The sequence below is a fragment of the Thermogladius calderae 1633 genome, from assembly GCF_000264495.1.
GTDB classification, from domain to species: Archaea; Thermoproteota; Thermoprotei_A; order Sulfolobales; family Desulfurococcaceae; genus Thermogladius; species Thermogladius calderae.
The window spans coordinates 1,208,537-1,232,344 of record NC_017954.1; the positions used below are offsets into that span (position 1 = coordinate 1,208,537).

At 57.0% G+C, this 23,808-nt stretch carries 26 protein-coding genes; 3 read left to right on the top strand and 23 right to left on the bottom strand.

Translation table 11 applies throughout. The features are described from left to right. Window position 1: 1 nt before the first annotated feature. The 11 genes from TCELL_RS06485 to TCELL_RS06535 are packed head-to-tail and all read right to left on the bottom strand — an operon-like array spanning window position 2 to window position 6,539. Complete coding sequence (locus TCELL_RS06485; RefSeq protein WP_014737939.1) at window positions 2–361, bottom strand: hypothetical protein; 360 nt, start codon at window positions 359–361, stop codon at window positions 2–4. Then, window positions 354–1,931, bottom strand: coding sequence for a proton-conducting transporter transmembrane domain-containing protein (locus TCELL_RS06490; protein ID WP_014737940.1), 1,578 nt, complete (start codon window positions 1,929–1,931; stop codon window positions 354–356). The genes TCELL_RS06485 and TCELL_RS06490 overlap by 8 nt, the downstream gene beginning before the upstream one ends. An 8-nt stretch (window positions 1,932–1,939) precedes the next feature. Beyond that, the gene (locus TCELL_RS06495; protein WP_014737941.1) at window positions 1,940–2,443 is read right to left on the bottom strand and encodes a Na+/H+ antiporter subunit E; all 504 of its coding nucleotides are present in this window, start codon (window positions 2,441–2,443) and stop codon (window positions 1,940–1,942) included. Next, window positions 2,440–2,853 (bottom strand): sodium:proton antiporter, encoded by a 414-nt coding sequence (locus TCELL_RS06500; protein WP_014737942.1) that lies wholly within the window; start codon window positions 2,851–2,853, stop codon window positions 2,440–2,442. The genes TCELL_RS06495 and TCELL_RS06500 overlap by 4 nt, the downstream gene beginning before the upstream one ends. Next, window positions 2,847–3,632: a Na(+)/H(+) antiporter subunit B gene (locus TCELL_RS06505; RefSeq protein ID WP_014737943.1), complete on the bottom strand. Its 786-nt coding sequence runs from the start codon at window positions 3,630–3,632 to the stop codon at window positions 2,847–2,849. The genes TCELL_RS06500 and TCELL_RS06505 overlap by 7 nt, the downstream gene beginning before the upstream one ends. Next, entirely contained in the window at window positions 3,629–3,889 is a 261-nt protein-coding gene (locus TCELL_RS06510) for a hydrogenase subunit MbhD domain-containing protein (protein WP_014737944.1), read from the bottom strand. Before TCELL_RS06510 ends, TCELL_RS06505 begins: the two co-directional genes overlap by 4 nt. Further along, a complete protein-coding gene (gene mnhG / locus TCELL_RS06515; RefSeq protein ID WP_014737945.1) occupies window positions 3,886–4,266 on the bottom strand; it encodes a monovalent cation/H(+) antiporter subunit G in 381 nt (126 codons plus the stop codon). Before mnhG ends, TCELL_RS06510 begins: the two co-directional genes overlap by 4 nt. Beyond that, a complete protein-coding gene (locus tag TCELL_RS06520) occupies window positions 4,263–4,535 on the bottom strand; it encodes an MrpF/PhaF family protein (RefSeq protein WP_014737946.1) in 273 nt (90 codons plus the stop codon). The genes mnhG and TCELL_RS06520 overlap by 4 nt, the downstream gene beginning before the upstream one ends. Then, window positions 4,536–4,931 carry a 4Fe-4S binding protein gene (locus TCELL_RS06525; protein ID WP_014737947.1) on the bottom strand — a complete coding sequence of 132 codons (396 nt, stop codon included), beginning with the start codon at window positions 4,929–4,931 and terminating at the stop codon, window positions 4,536–4,538. Next, window positions 4,901–6,121, bottom strand: a complete 1,221-nt coding sequence (locus TCELL_RS06530) for an NADH-quinone oxidoreductase subunit D (protein ID WP_014737948.1) — start codon at window positions 6,119–6,121, stop codon at window positions 4,901–4,903. Before TCELL_RS06530 ends, TCELL_RS06525 begins: the two co-directional genes overlap by 31 nt. 1 nt (window position 6,122) lies before the next feature. Beyond that, complete coding sequence (locus tag TCELL_RS06535) at window positions 6,123–6,539, bottom strand: NADH-quinone oxidoreductase subunit C (protein WP_014737949.1); 417 nt, start codon at window positions 6,537–6,539, stop codon at window positions 6,123–6,125. Window positions 6,540–6,658: 119 nt separating this feature from the next. Between TCELL_RS06535 and TCELL_RS06540 the strand changes: the two genes are divergently transcribed. Further along, window positions 6,659–7,096, top strand: a complete 438-nt coding sequence (locus tag TCELL_RS06540) for an NADH-quinone oxidoreductase subunit B family protein (protein WP_014737950.1) — start codon at window positions 6,659–6,661, stop codon at window positions 7,094–7,096. Here TCELL_RS06540 and hypF read toward each other — a convergent pair. From hypF to TCELL_RS06570, 6 genes are all read right to left on the bottom strand, one after another. Continuing rightward, window positions 7,066–9,390 (bottom strand): carbamoyltransferase HypF, encoded by a 2,325-nt coding sequence (gene hypF, locus TCELL_RS06545; RefSeq protein ID WP_338064504.1) that lies wholly within the window; start codon window positions 9,388–9,390, stop codon window positions 7,066–7,068. The two genes, TCELL_RS06540 and hypF, sit on opposite strands and share 31 nt — an antisense overlap. Beyond that, entirely contained in the window at window positions 9,387–9,623 is a 237-nt protein-coding gene (locus TCELL_RS06550; RefSeq protein WP_014737952.1) for a HypC/HybG/HupF family hydrogenase formation chaperone, read from the bottom strand. Before TCELL_RS06550 ends, hypF begins: the two co-directional genes overlap by 4 nt. 11 nt (window positions 9,624–9,634) lie before the next feature. After that, window positions 9,635–10,669, bottom strand: coding sequence for a hydrogenase expression/formation protein HypE (hypE, locus tag TCELL_RS06555; protein ID WP_014737953.1), 1,035 nt, complete (start codon window positions 10,667–10,669; stop codon window positions 9,635–9,637). Window positions 10,670–10,763: 94 nt separating this feature from the next. Continuing rightward, window positions 10,764–11,045 carry a helix-turn-helix domain-containing protein gene (locus TCELL_RS06560; RefSeq protein WP_014737954.1) on the bottom strand — a complete coding sequence of 94 codons (282 nt, stop codon included), beginning with the start codon at window positions 11,043–11,045 and terminating at the stop codon, window positions 10,764–10,766. Window positions 11,046–11,129: 84 nt separating this feature from the next. Then, window positions 11,130–11,828 (bottom strand): HAD family hydrolase, encoded by a 699-nt coding sequence (locus TCELL_RS06565; RefSeq protein ID WP_014737955.1) that lies wholly within the window; start codon window positions 11,826–11,828, stop codon window positions 11,130–11,132. Window positions 11,829–11,830: 2 nt separating this feature from the next. After that, window positions 11,831–12,310, bottom strand: a complete 480-nt coding sequence (locus TCELL_RS06570; RefSeq protein WP_014737956.1) for a MogA/MoaB family molybdenum cofactor biosynthesis protein — start codon at window positions 12,308–12,310, stop codon at window positions 11,831–11,833. Window positions 12,311–12,370: 60 nt separating this feature from the next. Here TCELL_RS06570 and TCELL_RS06575 point away from each other — a divergent pair, with 60 nt between their 5' ends. Further along, window positions 12,371–12,760: an MGMT family protein gene (locus TCELL_RS06575; protein ID WP_420834836.1), complete on the top strand. Its 390-nt coding sequence runs from the start codon at window positions 12,371–12,373 to the stop codon at window positions 12,758–12,760. Here the strand turns inward: TCELL_RS06575 and TCELL_RS06580 are convergent. After that, a complete protein-coding gene (locus TCELL_RS06580; RefSeq protein WP_420834842.1) occupies window positions 12,738–14,816 on the bottom strand; it encodes an alpha-amylase family glycosyl hydrolase in 2,079 nt (692 codons plus the stop codon). The genes TCELL_RS06575 and TCELL_RS06580 overlap by 23 nt on opposite strands. Window positions 14,817–14,939: 123 nt before the next feature. Between TCELL_RS06580 and TCELL_RS06585 the strand changes: the two genes are divergently transcribed. After that, on the top strand, window positions 14,940–15,638 hold the full coding sequence (locus TCELL_RS06585; protein WP_014737959.1) for an MBL fold metallo-hydrolase: 699 nt from the start codon (window positions 14,940–14,942) through the stop codon (window positions 15,636–15,638). A 110-nt stretch (window positions 15,639–15,748) separates the two neighbouring features. Here the strand turns inward: TCELL_RS06585 and TCELL_RS06590 are convergent, their stop codons facing one another. From TCELL_RS06590 to TCELL_RS06610, 5 genes are all read right to left on the bottom strand, one after another. Further along, window positions 15,749–18,004 (bottom strand): AAA family ATPase, encoded by a 2,256-nt coding sequence (locus tag TCELL_RS06590; protein WP_014737960.1) that lies wholly within the window; start codon window positions 18,002–18,004, stop codon window positions 15,749–15,751. Beyond that, a complete protein-coding gene (locus TCELL_RS06595; protein ID WP_014737961.1) occupies window positions 18,001–20,001 on the bottom strand; it encodes an ATP-binding protein in 2,001 nt (666 codons plus the stop codon). The genes TCELL_RS06590 and TCELL_RS06595 overlap by 4 nt, the downstream gene beginning before the upstream one ends. After that, a complete protein-coding gene (locus tag TCELL_RS06600; RefSeq protein ID WP_014737962.1) occupies window positions 19,998–21,311 on the bottom strand; it encodes a hypothetical protein in 1,314 nt (437 codons plus the stop codon). The genes TCELL_RS06595 and TCELL_RS06600 overlap by 4 nt, the downstream gene beginning before the upstream one ends. Continuing rightward, window positions 21,301–22,533 (bottom strand): metallophosphoesterase family protein, encoded by a 1,233-nt coding sequence (locus TCELL_RS06605; protein WP_014737963.1) that lies wholly within the window; start codon window positions 22,531–22,533, stop codon window positions 21,301–21,303. The genes TCELL_RS06600 and TCELL_RS06605 overlap by 11 nt, the downstream gene beginning before the upstream one ends. Window positions 22,534–22,902: 369 nt before the next feature. After that, entirely contained in the window at window positions 22,903–23,523 is a 621-nt protein-coding gene (locus TCELL_RS06610) for a DUF8196 domain-containing protein (protein WP_014737964.1), read from the bottom strand. Window positions 23,524–23,808 lie beyond the last annotated feature (285 nt).

Consider the following 23,808-nt stretch of genomic DNA (forward strand, 5'->3'; position numbering starts at 1 on the left):
CCTACCACCTCGCCGCCAGGTACAGCAAGCTTAAGATGATCGATAGCAGTACGAGCACGCCTAGCCACGACGAGATGAAGTAGAACCAGTCCGCTAGGCTACCCGTCTGGACCCTGTCCAGTAGTAGTCTGTAGACCCTCCTCGCGTACTGCCTTATGAAGGCCCAGTACAGCCCTCCTACGCCAGGCGTCGGGTTTGACACGACGTCTTCGCCCTCAGCGGACAAGTATACACTCGTGTACCTCACGTTCTTGTTGCGTACTAGCAAGTAGAGGCCGTAGAGTGCAGCGAACACGAGTACCATGAGCCCCGTTGTCAGGATGACAGCATGGTAGACGTCGAGCTCTAGTACCCTACCCATACGGACCACCGAGCGTCTTTCTAGCCTCGAGGTAAGCCTTGATGTAGTCGTCCACGCCCTGTGGTGTAAGGCTCGAAGCCGGCTGGGAGAAAACGCCTGGGTTCAGCCCGAGGATGAGCCCTAGTCCCAGGAGGCTCGCGGTCATCGCGACTAGGAGGACCTCTACCGGCTCGATCTTCGGGCTCGAGACAGGCGCGTCCTTCTTGAAAGAGAATGCTATCGAGTAGATAGGCTTCATGTAGCCGAGTAAGCTTACCGCCGACACGAGTATCACGATGAACGCGAGGATCGGTAGGCCCGCGTCTAGGAAGGCCTGGTACATCATAAGCTTCGAGAAGAAACCTACGAACGGTATGAAGCCAGCCAAGTTCATGAAGGAGACGGTCATAGCGATAGCGGAGAGAGGCCTCACACGCCCAAGCCCTCTCATCGCGTCGAGGTCTCTCGACCCCGCCTCGTGTATGAACACTCCACTGGCCATGAATAACGTGGCTTTACTAATGCTGTGGGAGACCAGGTGGGCGACCATTGCTGTGAGCGCTAAGACTAGAGCACTGCCCGCTACCACGAAACCCAGGGAGCCGACCATTAGAGCTAGGCCTATGTGGCTGATAGTGCTGTAGGCCAGTAGCCTCTTGATATCTCTCTGGACGAGCATCATGAAAGCCCCTAGTAAGGCACTGGCGCACCCGAGTAAGAGTAGTGCCAGTAGTACAACGTGACGGTATACACCGAGCGCGTTGTTGTACCCGAATATGGTGTACAAGAACCTGGCCACAGCGTAGACGCCGATGTTGACGACGAGCCCCGACAAGGCCGCGGAAACCGGTGTGGGCGCTTCTGGGTGCGCGTCGGGGAGCCAGAAGTGGTTGGGGAAGACGGCCGCCTTGTACGTGAAAACCCATAGTGAGAAGGAGACCGCCAGGAGTGCTGGTAGAGGCGACGCCAAGTAGGCCCTACCGACCAGGGCGAGGTCGGCCATGTTGAGGGTTGAGTAGTTCCCGTATATTATCACGAGTGCCAGGAAGTACATGTTGGTGGCCACCGCGCCTATCAGCGCGTACTTGCTCGCTGCCTCAACAGCCTCGGCCCTCTGCTTGTGGTAGGCGACCAGCCCATAAGCGGAGATGCTTAAGACCTCTATCATCACGAACAAGTTGAAGGCGTCGCCTGTGTACAGGCACCCTAGCAGGCCTATCATGAGGCCTACTAAGAGAGTGTAGTACCAGACCGGCTCGTCCATCTCCTTCTCATACCACTTGGAGTAGATGGTTATCGCCAAGACCACCCAGCCGGTTAGCAAGCCTAAAACCCCGTTGAAGGCGTCGATCTCGTACGTTATGCCTATCGGTGGAGGCCACCCGCCAAACGGGTAGACTAGCGGTCTATCGCCCGTTGCGACCGCGGCGTAAACGACGGTCGCTGTGACCGCGTCGAAAAGAGCTGCGAACATTGCTAGTGCCCAGGGAACACTATTCCGCGCCCTTCCTAACAGAGGGATGGCGAACGCCACGATTGCTGTCACGGGTAGGAAAACACCCAGGAGGTTGAAAGCCAGCTCTCTCAGCATCCTCCCACCTAGTCGAATATTTTCTTCGAGTAGTACTCGAAGGTCTCGGAAACACCCTTCTTTGCCTCCTTGGGCTCTGTAGACGCGACGTCTATCCAATGGACGTAGAAGACCTTGTTCTTCTTGTCTACTTCTACCACAACAGTACCGGGTGTATTCGTTATCGAGTTCGCGATAGCGGTCATGGTGTAGTCCGACTCGGCGTCGAAGGGTACCATTACTATACCAGGGTTGACAGGCATTCGCGGGCTCAGTATACGCTTGGCGACGTCGATGTGACACTTGGTCTCGTCGATTATGAAGTACCTGAGAGCATACCTCGAAGCCCAATACCACCTCTTTGGAGAAAGGAGCTTGCTCGGTCTCTCGACTGTTATATTGGCGAATAGTGCTCCTACGACCACGGACACCATGAGCCCTGTCACCAAGTCGTAGCCACTCGTGCTACCAGAGAACACGATGTAAGTGACGAAGGCTAGTAGCACGACCGGTATAGCCTTGGCTGCCCTCACCCTCTCAGCCTCCTGATCTCCCTCATGTCGAGTGTTCCGTAGTGCTTGAACAAATTGTCTCCCAGGAAGATCAGGAAGACCATTACCGCCAAGCCTATGACGACAGCTGTTAAAACGAGTGCCTGGGGTAGAGGGTCTACAGCTCTAGAAGTGAACTCCACTAGGACACTCGTGTTCTCGAAAGGATAAGTGAGGAGGATCGGCGGCCTGCTAGGAGTGGTGGGGGTTGGCCAAGCCCTGTAGCCGAGGAAAATCGTGAACATGTTCAAAGTGTCCCCGAGGATACTCAGCATTATCAGCTTCTTAATATAGTGGGGCTTGTAGAACAGGCCGAAGAGCGTTAGCCCTAGGTTCACGAAGAGCGATAGGTAGATGACGGTGAACATGTACTCGGCTAGGAAGCCTACCACTTCTCCTCAGCCTCCGGGGTCATAAGTATTATAAAGGCGAGCGTGAAACCAGAGGAGACCGCGAGGAACTCGAACAAATTGAACCACCAGAGAGTACCACTCAATAGAGCCCCGTGAACGTCGTAGGGCATCGAGAGAGGTGAGGTTGTCTTGTCTATGTTCTGGAAGACGTAGGATGGGAGTCCGAGTAGTAGTCCTGCCAGGAAGAGCGCTATCGACGTAAGACCGATCCCTATCAACCCGGCACTCCTTAGAGTCAGCATCCTCTGCGAGGAGACGCCCTTCCACAACAAGTAGAAGGACGAGAACACTACGATGAAGACCACGGGTACGACAGCCGCAGTAGCCCCGCCTTGGAAGCCTCCTCCCGGAGTAAGGTGCCCGTGTAACCCTATCGAGGCAGCCACTGCGAGTATCATGGGGCCTGTTATCTTCGTAACGGTCTTGACTATGGGGGAGAGGCCTGACTCGTCTGTGGGTTTCTGGTTCAGCCTCTTGACACCCCTGCCTAGGGCTAGGCCAGCTATTATAGCGAGGTAGAAGACGGTCGTCTCGTAGAGCGTGTCAAGCCCTCTGTAGTCCCAAACGATCGCCGTAACCGACTCGGGGCTCCAAACAGTAAAGTCCGGTAGGTACGGGTTGTACGTGGTGTTCAAGTAAACTACTGCGAGCCACCGGAGGTTCTCGGAGGGGTAGAAGGACTGCCCCGAGAGGACTATGAGGAGGCTCATCCCGAGGACAATACTGACGAGCACAGCGAGACTTACGACCCTTCTCATTCCCTCTCGAACCTCTCGGTCTTACTTATCAAGACAAGTAGGAGAGCGGGCAAGACGCCTCCTGCCACAGGTAGGTAGACCAGGACTATGTCGGGCGACATGAACAAGTAGAAGAGTAGGGAGTAGAACACGCTCTGAATAGCGCTGTATATCACGGCCTTCACGAGGTCTCTCTCGACTAGAGCGAGGTACACCGCTACCACGGACATCAGGGACGCCGCCGCGCCGACCGCGTATATCAAGAGGTCTAAACTCACGAGCCGCCACCCCTGACGCACATGGAGGGGTCTAGCGCGTCGTGTACACAGGGCTCGACGAGGGCTTGCCTCGTCTTGTGTGCGGCTCTAGCGAGTGCGTGAGAGCCGGCTGGCGAGAGGATCAGGATTAGGAAGGAGGTCACAAACGCCGCCCCCGCCATGAAGGTCGAGTAGGGCCCGAGCTCCTTGTAGCCCAACGCTACGAGCCCGGCACCAGCGATCGGGTAAACACAGCCCCATATAGAACCTATCGTAGCAGCGTGAAGCCTCAAGTAGAAGTTCCTGAACCTGTTAACACCAATCCCCGAGACCAGCTGAGCGAAGGCGCCGAGTGCGATCAGGCCGAGCCCCGTGTACACCAGGAGCTCCTCTATCAAGCCCCCATCACCTTCCTCTCCAGGTACTTTGCCACGTAGATGTCGAGAGCGTAAATCCAGAGAGCCAGAGGTATAGCCGTGACTATCAGTATCGGCTCCTCGAAAAAGATGCCCAGGACTATGAATAGCACTGCGAGGTTGTAGCTTAGCAGGTCTACTCCGAGGACGTGGTCTGGTATCGTTGGGCCTTTCAAGGCCCTGTAGAGGTAGAGTACTGTCGCGACCAGGTACAGGGGGATCACGGCTGCTATGAACTCCTGGACAAACACTCAGACCACCTTTTCGAGAGTGGTAAAGCTCAACTGCTCGCTCGTGTTCTCCCTCGGCCCCGCCATCTCGTAGAAGTTCGTGGTGACGTACGCGTCGAACGGGCACACCGTCACACACCTGTAACAGAACACACACCTTCCGTAGTCGATCTTGGGGTAGACTCTCCTGGGGTTGGACTTCGGGGCCTCGAAGTGTGCCGGTATCTGAGTCATAGTTATCGCGTCTGCTGGACACTCGATCGCGCAGAGTGAGCAGCCAGTGCACTTCTTCAGGTCAGCGTAGTGCCTGCCTCTGTAGGACGCCTCGACATCCGTCTTGACGTAGGGGTACTGTACTGTTGAAGGCCTCCCTAGGAGGCTCTTGACTATAGCAGGTAGAAGTCTCGGCCTCGCCACTTCCTATCCACCCCGCTGAGCTGGGTGAAGGGCACGGTCCTCCGTTCACCCGTCCTGAGATCCGTGACGACAGCCCTCTCCATACACGAGATACACGGGTCTAGACTCGCGAGTATGACGGGAAGGTCCGCTATCGTGTAGCCCTCGTAGAGGAAGGCGGAGTTGATGATGTTGGTGAACGAGGGAGTCCTAATCTTGACCCTATAGGGGTTAGCCTTCCCATCACTCATTACGTAGTAGGTGAGCTCCCCTCTCGGGGCCTCTACTCTAGTATAGGCCTCCCCGGGCGGGAACTTTCTCGGCAACTTTCTCTCGTCGGGGACAGGGCTGCCGTCTCTCGGGAGCTTACTCAGCGCGCCGAGGACTATCTCGGCCGATACCAGTGCCTCGTCCCACCGCACCATCATCCTAGCCCAGCTGTCGCCCTCACCCCGCACTACCACCTCCGGGGGTAGCTCGTCGTAGGCGTCGTACTTGTCGCTCACCCTCGCATCGATCCTCACGCCACTGGCCCTGGCAACAGGGCCTAGCAGCGTGTGCCTGACGGCGTCGACTCTCTTCAAGACGCCTACCTCCATTAGCCTCTTGGATATCGTGGTGTCCTCCTCGAACACCCTCTTGTAGTAAGACAGCCTCTCCCTCACTTGCTCAACGAGCTTGGATATCCTCCCGGCGTCCACGTCGCTCAGGTCTCTCCTGACCCCTCCTACCATCATGTAGTCGGCCATTACGCGCGCCCCCGTTAGGATCTCCTTGGCCTTCATGACCTTTTCCCTGTCCAACATGATGTTCATGAAGAGCGTGTCGAAGCCCACTACCTCGGCCATGACCGCGTTTATCAGCATGTGGCTGTGTATTCTCTCCAGCTCCATCGCCACGACCCTTAGATACTTTGCTCTCCTGTTAGGCTCTAGGCCGAGTATCTGCTCCAGGGCCCTCACGTACACGTCGGTGTGGACTGTGTTGCAGATCCCGCAGACTCTACCCACTATGAATATGTCCTTGTAGAACGTGTTCTGCTCGCAGAGCTTCTCGATCCCCCTGTGGTTGTACCCCGTGTTTACTTCGACCTTGACTACCGTCTCGCCGTCGACGTAGGCCTTCAAAAGGATGGGCTCGTGGAGCGCCGGGTGTTGCGGGCCCACAGGTACCTCAATGCTGACAGGTAGCTCTACGACCTTGTCCACCATTCTAACCCCTCCTCAACGGGTAGACACCTTTTTCGGCGACGTCGCTGGGGACGAAGAACCCCCTCCTGAGGTGGGGGTTGCCCCGGAACAAGACTCCAAGGAGGTCGTGAGTCTCCAGCTCCCCGCTCAGCGCCCCGGGGACGATGTCCACGATACTGTCTACTACTGGGTTGTCCCGCGGAACCGATGTACGGAATACCACTGTCTCTTCCTCGGGTAGTAGGACGACGAAGTAGTCTACTCTGATCAAGCCCTCCTCCTTCAAATCCACGCCGACAATAGTCGAGACGTAAAACCCCTCCTGACCTCTCTCCCGGACCAAATCCAGGAATACATTCCTGACTCTGGAAGGCTCTACGGTGAAAACTCTCCTGTTCGGTTTTACGAATCCTCCCGCTTGGGCTACAGTGGTCGTCATAGGACTCTGTGAGTTTTTACTTCGAGACAAGGCTAATAAAACGAGTGTTAGTATGGGTAACCAAACACCTCGGTTTTTACACTGGTCGAGCACTCATAACTAGTGGGGCGTGCGGTAAGGTGAAGTGTAGATTCGTTAGGTACTCTCCCTGGTTAGTCCACTTTAATACCGGTGCTTGTAACGGTTGCGATATAGAGGTCTTGGCTGCGATCACGCCCTTGTACGACCCGGAGAGGTTCGGGGTGAAGCTGGCCCCCTCCATAAGGCACGGGGACATACTCGTTGTGACAGGGGCCTTGACGAAGAAGAGTGCCGAGAGGCTCAAGAGGCTCTACGACCAGATGCCCTCGCCTAAGTTCGTTGTAGCCGTGGGCGCCTGCGCTGTTGACGGGGGGGTGTTCCAGAAGTCGTACAGCGTACTGAGGGGGGCTGACAAGGTAGTGCCCGTGGACATCTACGTACCAGGGTGCCCGCCTAGGCCCGAGGCCATACTAGACGCCATTGTAAAGCTCAGAGAGAAACTGGCTCAGCCACAGTCCTCAGAGACCAAACAGTAGACGACCTGCCCAAACGAGACCCCCTCGTCGTTCGGCGGTACTCTTGAGGGTAGCAGTAATTTGAGGCCCTCCTCCCTCACGACCCTCTCTAGGCCCCTCACTATAAACTCGTTAACGGCTGCACCCCCGGAAACTACGACCTCGCTTCCTACACCTAGCCCCCGCGTAGACCTGATTAGCAGCCTCCCGAGGTTCTCGCCTAGCGACTCCAGGAAGGTCCTCGCGATAACCGGCCTAGGCTCGTCTATCTTGTCCAGTACCCACTCGACGTAGCTCCAGGTGTCCAGCCTGAACACGCCGTTCTCTTCGTATAACGTGACCTCGGGTGGGTCGGCGTACTCTCCCCTGAAGGCTTCTGCTTCTAGCCTTATAGCCGGCTCACCGTCGTAGGACCTCTCGCGGCACACGCCGAGTACCGCTGACACGACGTCGATCAGCCTACCCGTGCTCGAGGCAGGCCTGTACAAGCCCTTCTCGACGAGCCTGCGTACTAGTAGAAGCTCGCCGGACTCTTTCTCCCCGACGCCTATTCTCCGCAACACTCTTGCGAGCTCCTCCTCGCTGTACCCTCTCAACGTCATGAGGCCGGCGAATACCCTGAGTGGTCTCAGCGTGTCCATGTCTCCTGTGAGAGGGACGGGGCGTATGCTCGCGACTCTCTGGTAGGCCCCGCTCTCAGCGTCTACCACAATGACCTCTCCACCCCATATAGTGCCGTCGTCGCCCCAGCCTAAGCCGTCGATCGCGAGGCCCGCCACCCTCCCGTTGAGGCGGTGGTCTCCGACAACCGATAACACGTGTGATAGGTGGTGCTGTACACTGACTAATCTAGCACCTGTCTCCCTGGAGTACTCCCTTGCCAGCGCGGTGGACACGTAGCCGGGGTGTTTGTCTGAGACCACAACCATGTCTTCTCTGCTAATGCGGTAGGACGCGATGAGGAAATCTAGGTACTCTCTCAGCTCCGAGACGGTCTCGACCTCGTCTAAGTCCCCCACGTAGGGTGACACCACCACCTTGTCCTCGAACCCTACTGCTATGGTGTTGTTCAAGTCGCCGCCGAACGCTACGACGTTATGCCTAAGTTTCTGTGGTAGCCTGGTCCACAGCGGTGCGTAGCCCCTACTCCTCCTCAACAGGACGTACCTCCCGTTTGTCTTCCTCACCACGCTGTCGTCTACTCTGTGGACGATCTCCCGGTCGTGTACAAGGAAGTAGTCCGCTACGTTCTTTAGCTCCCTGAAGGCGCACTCCTCGTTCTTGCACATGGGCTCCCCCGATAGGTTCCCGCTCGTCATGATCAAGAACTTGTCGCGTGTAGCCCTCAGTAGGAGGTAGTGGAGTGGGGTATAGGCGACGAATACCCCCTCGTGGCTCAGCCCCGGAGACACCAGGGGCGAGACGGGGGTGTCCTCTCTCTTGGGGAGCAGGAGGATGGGGGCTTGCGGCGAGTTTAGGAGCTCCTCGTCCTCCTCTGTGATGTAGACCAGTCTCCTCAGGACTACCGTGTCTATACCCATGACAGCGAACGGTTTACGGGGCCTACGCTTCCTAGCCCGAAGTACCGCCACTACGTCGTCGCTTGTTGCGAGGGCAGCGAGGTGGAAGCCCCCGACCCCCTTGACTGCGACTATCCCCCCTTCTTCGACAAGCTTCGCTGCTGTCTCTATCGGGCTTTTCTCGTCGACGACCGAGCCGTTCCTGTCTAGCAGGAGCAGTCTAGGGCCGTCACGGGGACAGCTGATGCCCTGTGCGTGGTACCTCCTCAAGTTCTCCGGGTCTCTGTATTCTAGCGTGCACTCGCCGCACAGCTGGTACTTCCTCATGCTCGTGTTCTCCCTATCGTAGGGCACTCTGTAGATCATGGAGAACCTCGGGCCACACCAGGCGCAGGAGTTGAAGGGGTAGCCGTACCTCCTGTCCTCGGGGTTGAGCACCTCGAGTAGACAGTCGTGGCACATTGCCAGGTCTGGCGGTATGTTCGACCTCGCCTTGAAGTCGTAGCCGCTGGGCTTTATAGTGAACCCGCTGTAGCCCTCCGGCTCCACGTCCTCGACTCTCAGCTCCTCGATGAAGGCGGGCGGCGGTCTCTCGGAGACCAGCCTCTTGACGAACTCCTCGAGTACGCCCTCTTCCCCTTCGACCCAGATCTCGACCTCTGAGCCGCCGACATTCCTCACGTAGCCCGCGACCTTTAGCCTTCTCGCCAGCCTGTCTATGAAGGGCCTGAAGCCGACGCCTTGTACCAGGCCGACTACCACGATCTTCTTTGCGCGCATACCCTCCTCCGTCAACTACCCAGCTCTCTCATTATGTCCCTGTAAAGCTCGAGTATGTCCTTCAGCTCTTCTTCCTCGATCTTCGATATCGCGACGCCCGCGTGGACTATTACGTAGTCGCCCTTCTTGACGCCCTCGACTGCGAGGATCACCTCTTTGACTAGCCCCCCTATCCTCACCTTGGCCAGCGGGAGACCCCTCTCGGACTCGTAGATGTCGACTACCTCGGCTGGGTACCCCAGGCACATCTGGCACCGCCTCAGCATATCCTCGGGAGGTTCAACGGGTTGGACGAAACTAAGACAAGCCCCCCGACCTCTGTACGGGCTACCACTCTGCCTTTGAGCTCCGGCATCTCGACGACCTCCCCCACGATCCTAGCGTCTCTCTCCCCGGCTCTAGCTAGCTCTCTTACCACCTCGTCGGCGACGGATGCGTCGACGCTTAAGACGGCTACACCCTCGGACGCGACGTTTAAGGGGTCGACACCCATAGCCTCCAAGAACCCCCTAACCTCGTCCCTGACCGGCACCTCGCTCCTGTCGACTACAATGCTCACCTCTCTCCCGTAAACCCACTCGTTTAAGACCCCCGCTAGTCCACCGCGGGTGGGGTCCCGCGCCGCGCTTATGTACGGCCTGTACTTCTGGATCACGGGGAGGACGGTCTTCACCAAGGGCCTACTATCGCTCTTCAGCCCCTTGTTCTCCTCTAGGAGGCCCAGCTGGGCTGCCAGTATCGTCGAGCCGTGCTCCGCGATGGGGCCTGTGACGATGACCTTGTCACCCACCTTCGGGTAGTCGATTATAGGCTCGTAGCTCGAGACGCCAATGCCGAAACCGCTCACGACGATCTTGTCCACGCTCCCCCTGGGCATCACCTTGAAGTCGCCCCCGATCAACGCCACGTTGTTCTCCCTCAAGACCCTGAGCATGGACTCCACGACCCTGTCGAGTACGTCTAAGTCCAGCCCCTCTTCGACGACTATGTTGTCCATGAAGGCAACTGGAGTCGCCCCCATTACCACGAGGTCGTTCAAGACCCCGCTGGCCGCCAGGTGGCCGATGTCTCCTCCTGGGAAGAAGATCGGGTTCACTGTGTAGGAGTCGCTGGTGAACACCAAGTAACTGTCGCCGACCTTCACGTACGAGCCGTCGTCCATGACGTCTACTCCCCTACCGTTCATCGCTCTCCTCAACGCGTCGGGGACTCTCGCTACGATCAGCTTCGACACGACCTCGAACGTCTCTAGACCTCCCGCCCCGTGTAGTAGCTCGACCTTCCTCGAATACATGGAGTTAGCCCCGAGAGAGAAGACGTCGACCTTTATTCCATGTTAATCTATAACGTGGTCCGGGGGATTTAACAAATCATGTTACAAAAACGGCTCACTTTATCGATAGCTTCTTGAGGACGTTGTAGACCCTGGAAGGCCTGAGACCGAACTCCTTGGCTATCCGGTATATGGAGTAGCCCTCCAAGTAGAGTCTCTTTATCCTCTCGATCTCCTCCTCGGTGAGTTTCCGGTGAGACGACTTCCTGAGCTTCTCCCCCCTCTCCTTCAGAGCCTTGTACAGGGTCTTGGTAGAGATGTGCACCTCCTCGACTATCTTCTTGATCGGTGCGCCCTGCTTGTATAGCTCGATGGCCCTCTCTATCTTGTCGCCCACACTCAATTTTCCCACCGCGTTTTTTGTTTTCCACTAACCCTAATAAACTTAACTACGAGGTACTGGCGTAGACGAGGGTTGGTGTCATATCAATCTTATTACGCTGGGTAATTGCCTCAAGGAGGACACCACGGCCAACCCGAGCAGGTTTATAGAGAGAGTCAGCTTTAAGTCCCTCCTGATCAGGACTGCCTTCATACCCATGCTCATGGGCCCTCCAACGTCCTCTATAACGTTGTCGCCGACGTGCACTACTGACCCGGGCTCGACCCCTAGCTTCTCGAGAAGAGCTATGAAGAAGCCCCTGTCCGGTTTGTTGAAGCCCACCTCGTCCGAGAACACCCTAGCTTCGAGGAACTTGCCTAGACTTAGCCTCTCGAGCAGCCTCCACGTGTAGGAGCTAGGCCAGAACAGGACGTTGCCGGCCACGGCCAGTCTTAGACCCTCCTCGTAGAGGTCTTCAACTGTCTCGACTACGTCGTCGTAGACGATCCTATGAGGGTCGACTTCCTGGAAAGCCTTGTGGATTAACGAGTCAACCCCCGACGGGTCTACACCGATGTGCTTGGCGAGTATTGCCTGGCCCGTTTTAACGGTCTCGTTGCCCGGGATAAGGGATGATCGCCTCACCTTACGGGCCTCCTCGTGGGCCTTGAGAACCCTACTGTAGACGGTCTCGAAGGGGGCTCCCAGCGCCTCGGCTATAACGCGGCTGGCTTCTTGAAGCGTCTTGTCCAGGTCTAGGAGAGTCCCCCACACGTCGAAGGACACGGACTCGACCACTGCTACCCCACCCGGTGCGCGCCCGTTATTCTCGAAGACTCCTCCAGTAAGTGGTGAGCTATCTCTAGTAGAATACTTAAACCTACCTCGACTCCGTCAGCGCTACCGGGCAACACTGCCATTACCCTCCCGTCGAACGTCTCGTAGAGGCCGGCCCTGGACAACAGGGCTCTCAGCCCCACTCTGTTAATCGACCTCCTCCTGAACTCCTCGCCGAAGCCAGGGAACTCCCTCCAGGCAATAGACTCCACGACGTCGACAGAGACGTCTCTTGGGCTTGGTCCGGTGCCTCCAACGACTACCACGAGCCTGGCGTCGTGCTCCCTCAGACTCCTTATTATTTCGGCCGGCTTATTCGGTGAGACCACTTTCACGACCTCGAAACCCCTCTCCCTCAACATCCTCACCGCGAGCTCGCCACTCGTGTCTTCCCCTCTACCCTCGTAGACCGTGTCGCTCACGACTAGGACGAGTGCCTTCAAATCCCGGCCACCACGTGTTCTTAAGAACTACCCCGTGTTATATTAACTGCACCCGAGCTGGTGCCCTTGGCGAGGATACCACTCCTAGTGTACGAACGCGGGATATTCAGAGAGGCACACCTGGAAGACCTGAGAGAGGCCGTTTACATGCTAGTGTCCACCATACCGGTGGGGAAGGTCGCAACTTACAAGTGCATCGCAAACATTCTCGGCGTCAGCCCCCGGCTGGTGGCCCTCGTCCTAAAGGAGAACAAGCAGCCGATTGTAGTCCCCTGCCACCGTGTGGTGATGTCTAGTCTCAGAGTAGGCGGCTACAGTATGGGGGGGAGTAGAGTCAAGGAGAGGCTCCTGTCCATAGAGGGCGTCACAGTAAGGGCTGGCGGGGTCTCCGAGAGCAGCGTCTTAGACGAGTGTAGAGTCGGGAGTACTAAGGGGAGGCGAAAATCTTGAAGCCTAAGGAACCGATAGCGGGCCCCGGCTCGCTGGAGACTACTTCTCGGAGACCTTCGGTAGCGGTGCAAAGGGAGGCCTCCACAGGCTCGCTACCAGCGTTGAAGAGGCCGACTACCCTCCCCTTAAGCCATCTCTCGACCACGATCACGTCGTCGCGGCACAGCCTCACACTTGCGAAGCCGTGTCTGAGCTCCTCGAGCTTCTTGTGCAGGTCTATGAAAGTCCTGTAGGCCTCGTAAACCTCGAGGTCCCAGTCTTTGCTATCCCATGGCATGGGCCTTCTATTGTCGGGGTCGTCTCCACCCTCTAGCCCGACCTCGTCGCCGTAGTACACCGCCGGGGAGCCGGGGAGCGTGAAATTGAGCGCTATTAGTAGCTTCAGGAGCCTCTTGTCGCCTTTAACGAGCGTCTTGACCCTCGGCGTGTCGTGGGAGCCGAGGAGGTTGTAGAGGGAGAGGAGCTGGGGGTAAGGGTGGTTGGCTATCTGGAGGTTTATCATCTCGACTGCCTGCCTCAGCCCCGTCTTTTTGAGGGCTATAGAAGAGACCAGCCAGTATCTCAGCCAGTAGTTCATGTAGGAGTCCATGTATTCCCTGTAGAGGAACGGGTAGTCGCATATCTCGCCTAGGACTAGGAAGTCGTCGCTCAGCTCCTTGACTCTACGGTAGTAGCTTCCAAGCCACTCCTCTTTGATACCGTGGGCTACGTCTACCCTGAAGCCCGCTACCCCTCGCTCCATCCACGCCTTCGCTACCCCGACGAAGTAGTCTAGGGTCTCCGGGTTCTCGTGGTTGATCTTCGGCATAAGCCAGTTGGAGAAGAAAGACTCGTAAAAGGGGGTAGTCAGTGCTCTCCTACGAAGGTACTCCCTGAGTGCGGTGACGTCGCAGTCTCTTAACATCCTTACGACTCCTTGGTCGACGTACTTCGACGGGTCGTCGAGGAAGTTGTACCACTCCCAGTACCTCGACGCCCTCCCGTGCTCGAGAGCGTCTACGAAGAACGGGTGGCAGGCGCCCGTGTGGTGTAGTGTGATGTCGAGCACGAGCTTCAGCCCGCGTTTCTCGAGTTCCCTGACCAGCTCGTTGAATACGGAGATGTCGCCCAAGTACTTGTCCACGGACAAGTAGTCTCTCACGTCGTACCTGTGGTAAGTCCCTGCGGGGTATATCGGAGTGAGATAGACGGCTTCGACGCCGAGCCTCACTAAGTGGTCTACCTTTGCTAAGACCCCCTTCAGGTCGCCCCCGTAGTACCCGTGCTCCCTCGGTGCCAGCCGCCTTATCTTGACGGGCGGGTCGTTGCTGGGGTCGCCGTTGTAGAAGGAGTCTACGAATATCTGGTAGTAGACGGTGCCCATGAACCACTTGGGCTTGTCCAAGCCCGGTAGTTCGCGTCTACGGGTCTTGATCGGGCGGACCCCTCTACCCACCCCGTTGAAGCCGTACTCTAGGCACACACCCTCAGCACAGACCTGGAAGTGGTACGAGAACGACTCGCCTAGGCGTTCCTCGGGGACAACGAACTCGAATACCCTCTCCAGGGGGAGGTCGTGGACGGCTGTTGGCCCTTTATCTCCCCCCTCTATGTGTAGCCAGGCTGCCTCAACCCGTTTACCAGTCCTGAGCCTGAAAACCACGTACCCCGAGAAGCGGTGTAGGTACGCTGGGTCCTTCTCGTCGTGAATAACGTATTCGAAAGGGTCGTCTGGAACAGCCAGGTCGAGGAGGCTACCTTTAATCCCCGGCTTCTCGGGGTGCATTATGTTCGGGAGGACGGCCGTCCGCTCGTTCTCCTCGTCTAAGATAGGCGTCGGGGTGTTGTCGGCTTGGAACCAGTAAGCATAAGTACCGGGGTAGAGGTAAAGTCTAGCGTGCCCCTCCTCCCCGGTTTTAGCCAGCCTCTTAAATCCCGGAAACCAGCTAGTGAAGTTGCCCACGAGGTACATCCTCTTGGCTCCCCGTCTCCACTTGGTCTTGAAAAATACCTCGAACTCCTTCAACCTCCCGCCTTGGATGACCCTTCTACCCACGACCTTGTACAAGTCCCACACCACCCGAAGAAGCACTCTACGAACGCCGCGGCTGCTGATGAGGCCGGTAACTAGTTAATCAGACCCCCACAAAATAGTTTTACGGTACAGCACGGATCCTACTATACGCAGGGAGTGCGATCCTTGGAGTACACGGTGATCTACGACGACCTGCCCAGTTTTATCGAAGGCTGTACTAGGGACTTCGGGCTCTCAGTCCACATATCGCTGGAGGGCTTAAGCCTACTCTTCGACGCGGGAAGTAGACCCGAGGTATTGCTGAAAAACTCGAGGACGGCTGGCCTCGACCTGTCCAAGATCCGCTTAGTGGTGGTCAGCCACCCGCACACCGACCACACAGGGGGTCTGAAAGCCCTTGCCTCAGGCGGACCCACCGTGTATGTCCCACACGGACAGCACAAGGGGTTGCAGGAGTGGCTCAATTTGATCGGCCTCAAGGAAGTTGTAGTCGTGAAAGGGGTAAGAGAGTTGTACAGAGGCGTCTACGTTATACCCTTCCCCGAATCCCAGATATCCGAGCAGGCACTACTCGTAGAGTCGGGCGGCGGCTATACTATGTTCGTGGGCTGCAGCCACCCCGGCGTTCACTACATGGTGGGCAGGGCTGTCGAGGAAGGGTTCAAAGTAGAGAGGGTTGTAGGCGGGCTACACTTGTCGGGGCAGCCCGAGTACAAGGCGAGAGCCACGGTTATGGAGCTCAAACGGCTCGGCGTGAAGGAGTTGCTCCCCCTCCACTGCAGTGGAGACCTGGTACTCCAGTACGCCAATCTTCTCGGGATGCTACGCGAGAAGCCCTCTCTATGCAAGACCTACCGTGCCTGAGGTGTGGTTTAAAGGCTTCCAAAGCGTAGGCTAGGTCGGGTGGGGAGAAAACCCTTTCCTGGAGACCGGAGTCGATGAAGAGAGTGGCCAGGGCCGACATTTAACGTAGTTCACGGCGGTTTCTCGATGAGGCTCTCGACGAACGCCCTGTAGTTCTTGTCCAGTTCCCCCTCGTACGACACCTGTGTGGCTCCTTCGCGTAACACCAGCCTTACCCTAGTAGACCCCGCCTCTAGCAGGTCCGTGTCGTGCGTTACTACGACAATGTGCGCCCTCTGCTCCTCGTCAAGCTTGTTTAACAGGTCCCTGAGCCTGGCCACGAGCTCTCTACTTAGACCTATCGTCGGCTCGTCCAACAACAGCGTTGAGTCCTTGAGCCGCGGGCTAATAGCCCTCAGGGCTTGGTTCACGGCTAGCCTGAGGGCTAGCGACGCCACCGACTGCTGTCCTCCGCTTGGTAGGACTACCAGCCCCCTCCCCTTCTCGGTCGCGTAGTAGAAGCGGATCTCGTAGTCCTTGCTCAGCTCTATGCTGAGAGCCTTGTCCGGCGCTAGCATGGTGAATATTGTGGTGAAGCTCTCGGAGACGAACTTGAAGGTCTCCTGTGCCAGCACTCTACTGACCTCGTCGACCATATCGGCCACTTTCTTGACGACCTCCCTACTGTTCACCAGCTTGTTGAGCTCTGATCGAAGAGACTTCAGTTTCTCCTCCAACACCTGGATCTTCTGGAGCTGGTCGTTCAGGGTCCTCAACTCCCCTTCCAGCTCTGAGAGCCTGTTGCTCATAGCCCTCTCGGCCTCCCGTAGCCTGTTCAGCTCGTTCTTCAGGCTGGCGTACTTCTCCTTCTTCTCCCTCAGCGTGGCCTCGAGCGACTCTACCTCCTGCTGCATCCGCTTGATGGCCTCCTCGTTCGAGGCGACTTCGGCGACCCTCTCCATTAGGCTCTTCAACTCCAGTAGGAGCTTCTCCGCCTCCCGGACACGGTCCTTTGTCCCGGACAAGTCCACTAGCTCCGCTTGTACTTTATCGATCTCGGACCTCAGCCGGGACCTCTCCTCTCTTACCACCCCGCGTCTCCTCCGCGCCTCCTCTAGTTCCTCCTTTATCTTCGCTGCTTTCTCCCTTAGCTCTGCCAGTAGCCTGAGCCCGTGCTCGTGGGGTATTCTCTGGCCACACACGGGGCAGATCCCCTTCTTGACTATCCCCTCCTTCTCCCTGTAGTCGCTCTCGACCTCGCCCAACCTCCTTTCTAGCATCGCGATTTCTGCGTCGAGCCTGTTCTCCTCGGCTATCACATCCTTCTCCCTGGTTATGAGAGCGTTGAGTCTCTCCCTTAGCCCCAGCTCCCTCTGCTGGATCGCGCGGATCTCCTCCTCGACCTTCTTAGTCGCCTCGTCCAGGTTGTCTAAGGAGACCCCGAGGACCTGCGTGTAAGACGCTAACTTGGACTTGACAGCGTTGATCTTGTCTCTGAGAAGCCTGTTCTCCTGTTGCAGCCTGGAGATCAAACCCCTCTTCTCCTGTATAACGGAGTTTACCTTGAGGATGTCGTTGTTGACGTCCTCGAGCTCCTTCTCGGCCTTTTCTCTCGCAGAAACCACCTTCTCGAGCTCTCTCTTTACTCTGGCCTTCTCCTCTTCAATCTTCTTGACTCTTGACTGGAGCCCCTGCTTGTCGAGGCTCCTCAACGTGTCCTCTAGCCTCGAGAGCTCTAGCTGGACTCCTTTGACCTTCTCCCCGATGGCGTCGATCACTTTGGACACGTTAGCTCTGAAGTCGGTGTACCGCGATAGACCGAGTGCTATCTCTATAACCTCCCGTCTCTTGGATGGCTCGAGTTCGAGTATGCTCGTCAAGTTGAACTGTGGGGAGTAGATGATGTTCGTGAACACCTCGGGCCTCTGCCTGCCGCTTTTCTCTACGAGCCCGAGTAGACTCCGGAGCTTCTCGATGTACTCGCCCGAGCTGAGCCTGAGCTTGAGTACAGGCTTTACCTGTAACCCGCCTTCTCCAAGTAACTCGTACACGTATATCGCATTACCGCTGTTAACCACCCTGTCGCCCTCCCTCTGTAGAACCCGCTCGAGGAGGAACAACCTATTGCCCTGCTTGACCAAGACCCGTATGAGACCTCTAGACTCCCCCGTCCTGAGGAGGTGCCTCGGCTGCGGTGTGGCGAAGGCGTCAGCGTACTCTACCCGACCCCCTGTCGGGGTCTCGAAGGCGTAGGCGATGGACATGAGGATACTTGTCTTCCCCGACCCGACCTCCCCCTGGATGACCGTTATGCCTCTTGGCGGGAAAACGATCAGCCCCTTGCGGAAGCTCCTGATGTTCTCCAAGTAGACGCCCAGGATCCTCAAGACCCTTCTTCCTCTGTGAGCATCTTGTAGACCTTTTCGTCTAAGACGGGGTGGGCCTCCTCTCCACGGCTCGAGAATATCAAGTCCTCCTCGAAGTCGCCGGGCAGGTACACTGGTAGGGGTTTTCTGATCGGGATGTCGACAGAGTACAGGTACGCCTCTCTCTCGCCCAGGAGAGGTAGAGTCTCCTCGGGTATGCCTATGCTCTTGAAGAACTCTAGGTCAGGCTCGTGGTTGGTGCGCATCGCAATAATGGTGTTGAAGTTGGAGAGGATCTGCCTATCCATCATCGTGGCCATTTGCGTTATAGCCACTATGCCTATGTTGAATTTCCTGCCCTCTCTCGCGATCCTGGCGAACGGGTTGTACACCGACTTCACCTTTTCGCTACTCAGGTAGAGCGGTGCCTCTTCGGATACAAGCGCTACGGGGGGCAAGGACGCCGCTGTGGCTGGGCCCTTCCGCATCCTCTCCTCTAGGATTCTCCGCGCGATAGCGAGTGCTACCACATCCCCCTCCCTAGTGGTGACCCGCGAGAGGTCCACTACGAACAGCCTCCCGTCGTCTAGGTGGGAAGCCAGGTCGGTCAACGACATTCCTGGGTCGACCGTGACTGGTATTTGACTAGCTCTCGCGATCAGCTCTTCTCTCACTCGGGAGTCAAGTCCTGGAGGGATGAACTTGTACGGCCCGGTACTCGGGTATGAGTCTAAGCCCTTGAGTCTATTGAGAGCATAGAGGAGGACGTAGAGGATCGCTGCCACACTCTCCGGCTCCTTCAGCGGTTCGATGGTCTTGAAGACGCTTGACGAGTCGTCTACAACGTGGACGTACCTCCTGTTACCCTTGGCGTCGACGTAGACTTTGGGCCGGGTTCTAATGTTGAGTGTCTCCGTTATCTCCCTCTTCATCTTCCTCAAGACTTGAATACTCTGGAACCCCTTGTTTAGGAGGTACTCGTGGAAGCCGTACTTTGTCTTCGTCTCCACACTCATAGCTGCCTCTGCTCTTATGGCGTTGTCGAACAACAGCAGGTACAACGAGAAAAGGTGCCCCCTGGGTACGACTTCGTCGCCCGTCTGCGTGATCAGGTGCTGGCACACCGAACCGCTCAGCAAACGCTCACTACACGCCTCGAGCACGACAATAGAGAGAGCCTCCAGCAACTCCTCTAGTTGAGCAGAGGAGTCCTCGCCGAGGTTCATCGCCGTAGTGATGTCGTCTACTTCTATGTCGGCCAGGGATATCGGGGTTCTCCTGACACCCAGTGCGGTGTCTCCAGCCGTGTAGTCGAGGACGATAGTGTCTATCACGACGTTCTTCCACGTGCTGACGACCTCCAGGGCCCTCTTGAAGTCCACGCCGCCGGTGAGGCCGGAGTACTCGCCGTGTCTATCGAGTATCACCCAGTTGATCGGGCGGTCTGAGTAGGCGGTCGCCGAGACCACGATACCCTTCACGCCACTCGTTTTACCGGCTCCGGTCTGGCCCGATACAAGGATGTGCTTCGGTATCATTTTGTCTACTGGGAGCCTAATCTTCGAGGAGAGGAAGTACGTCCTTTTTCTAAGCCTCGCGTGCGTCGCGAGGCCTGCTCTGAGGTAGCATGCCGGGACTCCTTCACTGACCGCCTCGCCGATCTTACTCAGTATGCTAGTGCTTGTAACGTCCAGCGGGTCTACCTTGAAGACCGGGCTTCCGGGCCTCGGTAGTGAGGATGGTGTGTAAAGCGCTCCCTCGCTCTCGTCGTACTCGAGGAAGGGTTCTGCGAGCCCTGTCTGCGTGTACGCGTCCGATATCAAGGCCGAGGAGTGCAACGCCTCTATCGCGGGTACCACGGCCTCCATCCAGCTGTTCAGGGACGTCAACTGTAGAATGGTCTTCCTACCCCCCTGGTTTACGTAGTAGAAGTCTCCTATAGCCGGGCTAAAGTCCCTGGCGAACTGTATAACTACTCTGTTCTCCCTCCAGCCCGCTATAAAGCCAGCCGTGCTCAAGTGCGCCCCCTCACATAGCCCAGTCTCTTCTCGAAGCTGGGTCTGAAAAACTCTGCTAGAGGGTGGTATTTACCACCAGTTTCCTCGATGATAGACACCAGCATCCTGGGCTCGAATTTGTTACTGATGTACTCCTTCTTCAATCTCACCAGCGCGTCGACTTCTAAGAACCCTAGTGGAGGATAGCCGGGCGCCCGCGTGAGCCTCGAAAAAACAGACTCGACGGCTGTTGATAGCCTGCCAGACGAGTCCTCGACGACCTCCTCGTTTACAGAGTAGGCTTGCCTGGCGTCTATGAGGGGGCCTCGAGTGTAGAGTCCAAACATGAAAACGTTCACTCCATCAACAGTGACGGGTGCCCTTAAAGCGTGGATACTGTGGTCGTTGTCGTGGAAGACAGGGGGGTTCACTATGTTGAGCAGGTGCTCAGTGAAACTCTTCGACCTCGCGCCTAAATCGCGTAGAAACTTCGCCGCTCTCTCCACGCTCTCAGAGCCTACTGAGCCATAGCCTCCCCCTACTGAGCTCAGCAGTGCTCTGCTCCTTGCGATAACCGTGAACTTCGTGGTCTTCGCTATGCCGTAGATTCTCCAGAGGTGGCGGCTCAGGATCTCCTCTCTACTGACCCCCGAGAGTATACTGGCGATATCTAGCCCGTCGAACCCGAGCCACGCCCGTAATTGGACTGCGCCGAACCACCTAACCAGGGTCCCGTCCAGTACGCATATCGAGTCTTTGATTGTACTAAGCACCTTGACGCAGTACGAGAGTTCAACGAGGGATATCAAGTAGTTAGCGGCGCGCCTAAAGTACTTAACACCCATCTCCCAGTAGTCTAGACCGCCTCTGAGGAATCTGTTGTAGCCGCGTGTCACTAGGCTGGTCAAGCTCTTCGAGACGTCCTCGGCTCGCGAAGCGTCCACGAGGAGAGAGTTGTCGTCTAGAGGGTGTATCGCCACCTTGAAGCCGTCAGAAGTTATCGAGGCGTACAAGATGTACCCCTCGACCTCTGGCCCCCCGGCTCTATGCCCGAAGTACTCTATCTTTTCGCCGCTCCTGAGCACTCCACCAATGTTCATGAGTACTAGGTAGAAGCTGTCTGTCGAGTAGGACCTGCCGGTGTGGCCTGAGTCCACGAATACAACGGTCTGGTCGACTCCGCCCCTGAACGGGGTGGGCACGTAGAAGGACTTGAAAAAGTCGTCCCGGACGCGGAAGACCTCTACCTTGCCGAGGCTCCTGTAGTCCTCGAGCATCAGCTTTACAACAGCCCTCAACTTGTCGCTCAGCTCATCCCTCCTACCCGACATCGCTGACCGCCTCGACTACATCCTCGACTAGCTCGTCCAGGGGGGCACCTCTAGAGACCATGTCGATCAGCTCCTGCACCCTCTCTGGTGTCAGTTTTAAGCCGTACCTAGGGAGGAGCTGGGCGATGAGCCTCTTCTCGCCCTCGATTAAGTCCGCGACTTGGACTATGCTTGGGAGAGTGAAGGGGGAGGTGTCGTCTACGCCCCTAGTCCTGAAGTAAACGAAGGCGCCCTCCCTCTCGGCCGTGCTCCTCAGCCTGTTGAGGACGTTGCTGTCCGTGCCCTTGCTCAGAGAGACCACCACGACCCGCCACCTCCCCTTGAGCCTTGCCAGAGCCTCAGCCAGCCTGTTTTGAGCAGTCGCAGGGTCGACTCTCTCGGGTAGCTCGACGTACTCCACGTCGGGCGTATTGGAGAGCTCCACCGCCTCGTAGACTGGAGGCTCCTTGTCTAGGTCGACTACGAGGACCCTCCTCCTGAATCCCTTGCTCTTTAGGAAGAACGTGTCCAGCAGGTCGTTCGAGTCGTAGCCGACGGGGGCGCCAGGGTAGGCGGCCCTTACCTGCCCCCGCCTGTCTAGGGGTACTGGGTAGTGGACGTGCCCTAGAGCGAAGTACCTGGCCTGTGGGAACAACTGAGTGACGTCCCCCCAGGCTATAGACTTTAGGCCGCTCAGCCTGGGGACTAGCTCGCCGACCCGGGCGCCTCCTATGTCCACGATACTGTGGAGCATGACTACCATGGGTTTACTCGACGCGCCGAGAACCCTAATCCTCCTAAAGCCAACGTAGTCTACCTCGGAGGAGTTCTTCAAGCCCGGTATGGCCGCGAACGCGAGGTCGCCTAGCTCTAGCGGTTTAGTCTCGATAACGTCGCCTACCCTGACACGCGGCTTCAACAACAGCTCCGCTCTCTCGAATATCTCTAGGACGCCGTTCTCGTCCACGTGGTAGTCGTGATTACCCGGCGAGACGACTACTCTTACACCTCCTCTCCTCAACTCCCTGAAGATGTCGATGGAGTTGAGTATGGTCTCGGTGTCCAACCTGTTGAGGGTATTCGCGTCAAACAAGTCACCGGCTACGACCAGGTAGTCACAGGACTTAGCCGTGGCCACCTCGGCGATCTCCCTGAGAGACTCCAGGAACACCCTTTTGAAAACAGGGCTCTCGGAGAAGAGGCGCGAGCCTAAGTGTAGGTCAGACGTGTGTAGAACTCGCAAATAACCGGCCCCTACTAGGTTCCATAAGTTAAGTGAGCCTATAAAAAGCGTGTGGTAGTCTGCCTAGTTAGGATGCTACTAGGAGTAGCCGGCTTATCCCCAGTTTGAGCACTAGGACTAAACCAGGGCTATACTTAGACTGGGAAGACAGAAGCACCAGACCCGCCAGCCCGGTTCGCCCGGGCTAGCGAACCCGGCGCCTTGCCCTCCCAGCCTAAGCTTCACCCTAGCCTAGACCTAGCGCCCAAACCTGGTGTAGACCCGGCAATTAATATTCTATCCTCTCCCCTATATAACTGTTTTGCATATAATACGTTAAAGCTTTGCCCCCGGTCTTAAATAATTTTTGATCATGTGCTTGGAAATAACCTACCCTTGTTGACTGTGACCTGTTAATCCCCCGTTGGGAGCTTTAAGTTTTACGAGCTCGAGGTACGGGGAGATCAGGGACACACCCCTCTTCTTGGCCTCCTCGATAGCTGTCGGGTGGAGGTATAGTCCGTACATCACGAGTACCGGGTCGCCTACGCATCCGTTGTGCCCTAGTATCCTCTGTGCCTTCTCGTGGAAGAGCCTGACGTCCTCGCCGTGGATCCTGGCCTTTGCCTCCCCAACGACCACGACTGCCTCACCCTCCGCCAGCCTCTTGCCTAGCCCGTAGATGTCCACTTCTACTGTCTTACCGTCCAGCTCGAAGAACCTCCTCTCAAGGCTTTCAACCGAGACACCCATCTTGGTGAACAGGATACTGGGTAGGACACTTCGGGCTATGTCCTCGACTATGTGGCCGAACGACTCGGATAGCTTGTAGACCTCCCTCTGGAGGCTCTCGAGCCCGGACGACAGCTTTGATATATCGGCCTTCATGTCCATGGTCGCCCTGCTCAGCACGTCGAGCCGGTCGGATATCTCGCCAACCTTCAACTTGAGCTCCTGTATCTCATGTGCCAGAGGGTCCCTCGCTTCCCCCTCGACGGGCTCGCTTGACACTTAGTTTCCCCCTGGTTGAAGTCGCATGGGATCCTCTTAAAGAAGGAAACACCTGTAGTGCGCGACCTTGTAACCGGGAGTGACCGTACGAGTCGTTCTGGCCACACGGCTGTAGTTGAGATCCTATCGGGGGAGTGGTGTCAACGTACTGATCTATACTCGGTGTACAAGTAACTTTGTTAAAGGCCTAATCGGCGAATTCGGCTAGGGGCCTTTCACCGGCCTCGTTATGTTCCTCGGTGGACTACCAACGGCGACACATGCGTGGAGGGGGTCACGGGCTTA

Excerpts from the sequence above, each read along its gene's own strand:
- TCELL_RS06485 (WP_014737939.1), bottom strand. The coding sequence starts at position 361 with ATGGGTAGGGTACTAGAGCTCGACGTCTACCATGCTGTCATCCTGACA.
- TCELL_RS06490 (WP_014737940.1), bottom strand. The coding sequence starts at position 1,931 with ATGCTGAGAGAGCTGGCTTTCAACCTCCTGGGTGTTTTCCTACCCGTG.
- TCELL_RS06505 (WP_014737943.1), bottom strand. The coding sequence starts at position 3,632 with ATGAGAAGGGTCGTAAGTCTCGCTGTGCTCGTCAGTATTGTCCTCGGG.
- TCELL_RS06530 (WP_014737948.1), bottom strand. The coding sequence starts at position 6,121 with ATGGTGGACAAGGTCGTAGAGCTACCTGTCAGCATTGAGGTACCTGTG.
- TCELL_RS06535 (WP_014737949.1), bottom strand. The coding sequence starts at position 6,539 with ATGACGACCACTGTAGCCCAAGCGGGAGGATTCGTAAAACCGAACAGG.
- TCELL_RS06550 (WP_014737952.1), bottom strand. The coding sequence starts at position 9,623 with ATGTGCCTGGGGTACCCAGCCGAGGTAGTCGACATCTACGAGTCCGAG.
- hypE (WP_014737953.1), bottom strand. The coding sequence starts at position 10,669 with ATGTATTCGAGGAAGGTCGAGCTACTACACGGGGCGGGAGGTCTAGAG.
- TCELL_RS06600 (WP_014737962.1), bottom strand. The coding sequence starts at position 21,311 with ATGTCGGGTAGGAGGGATGAGCTGAGCGACAAGTTGAGGGCTGTTGTA.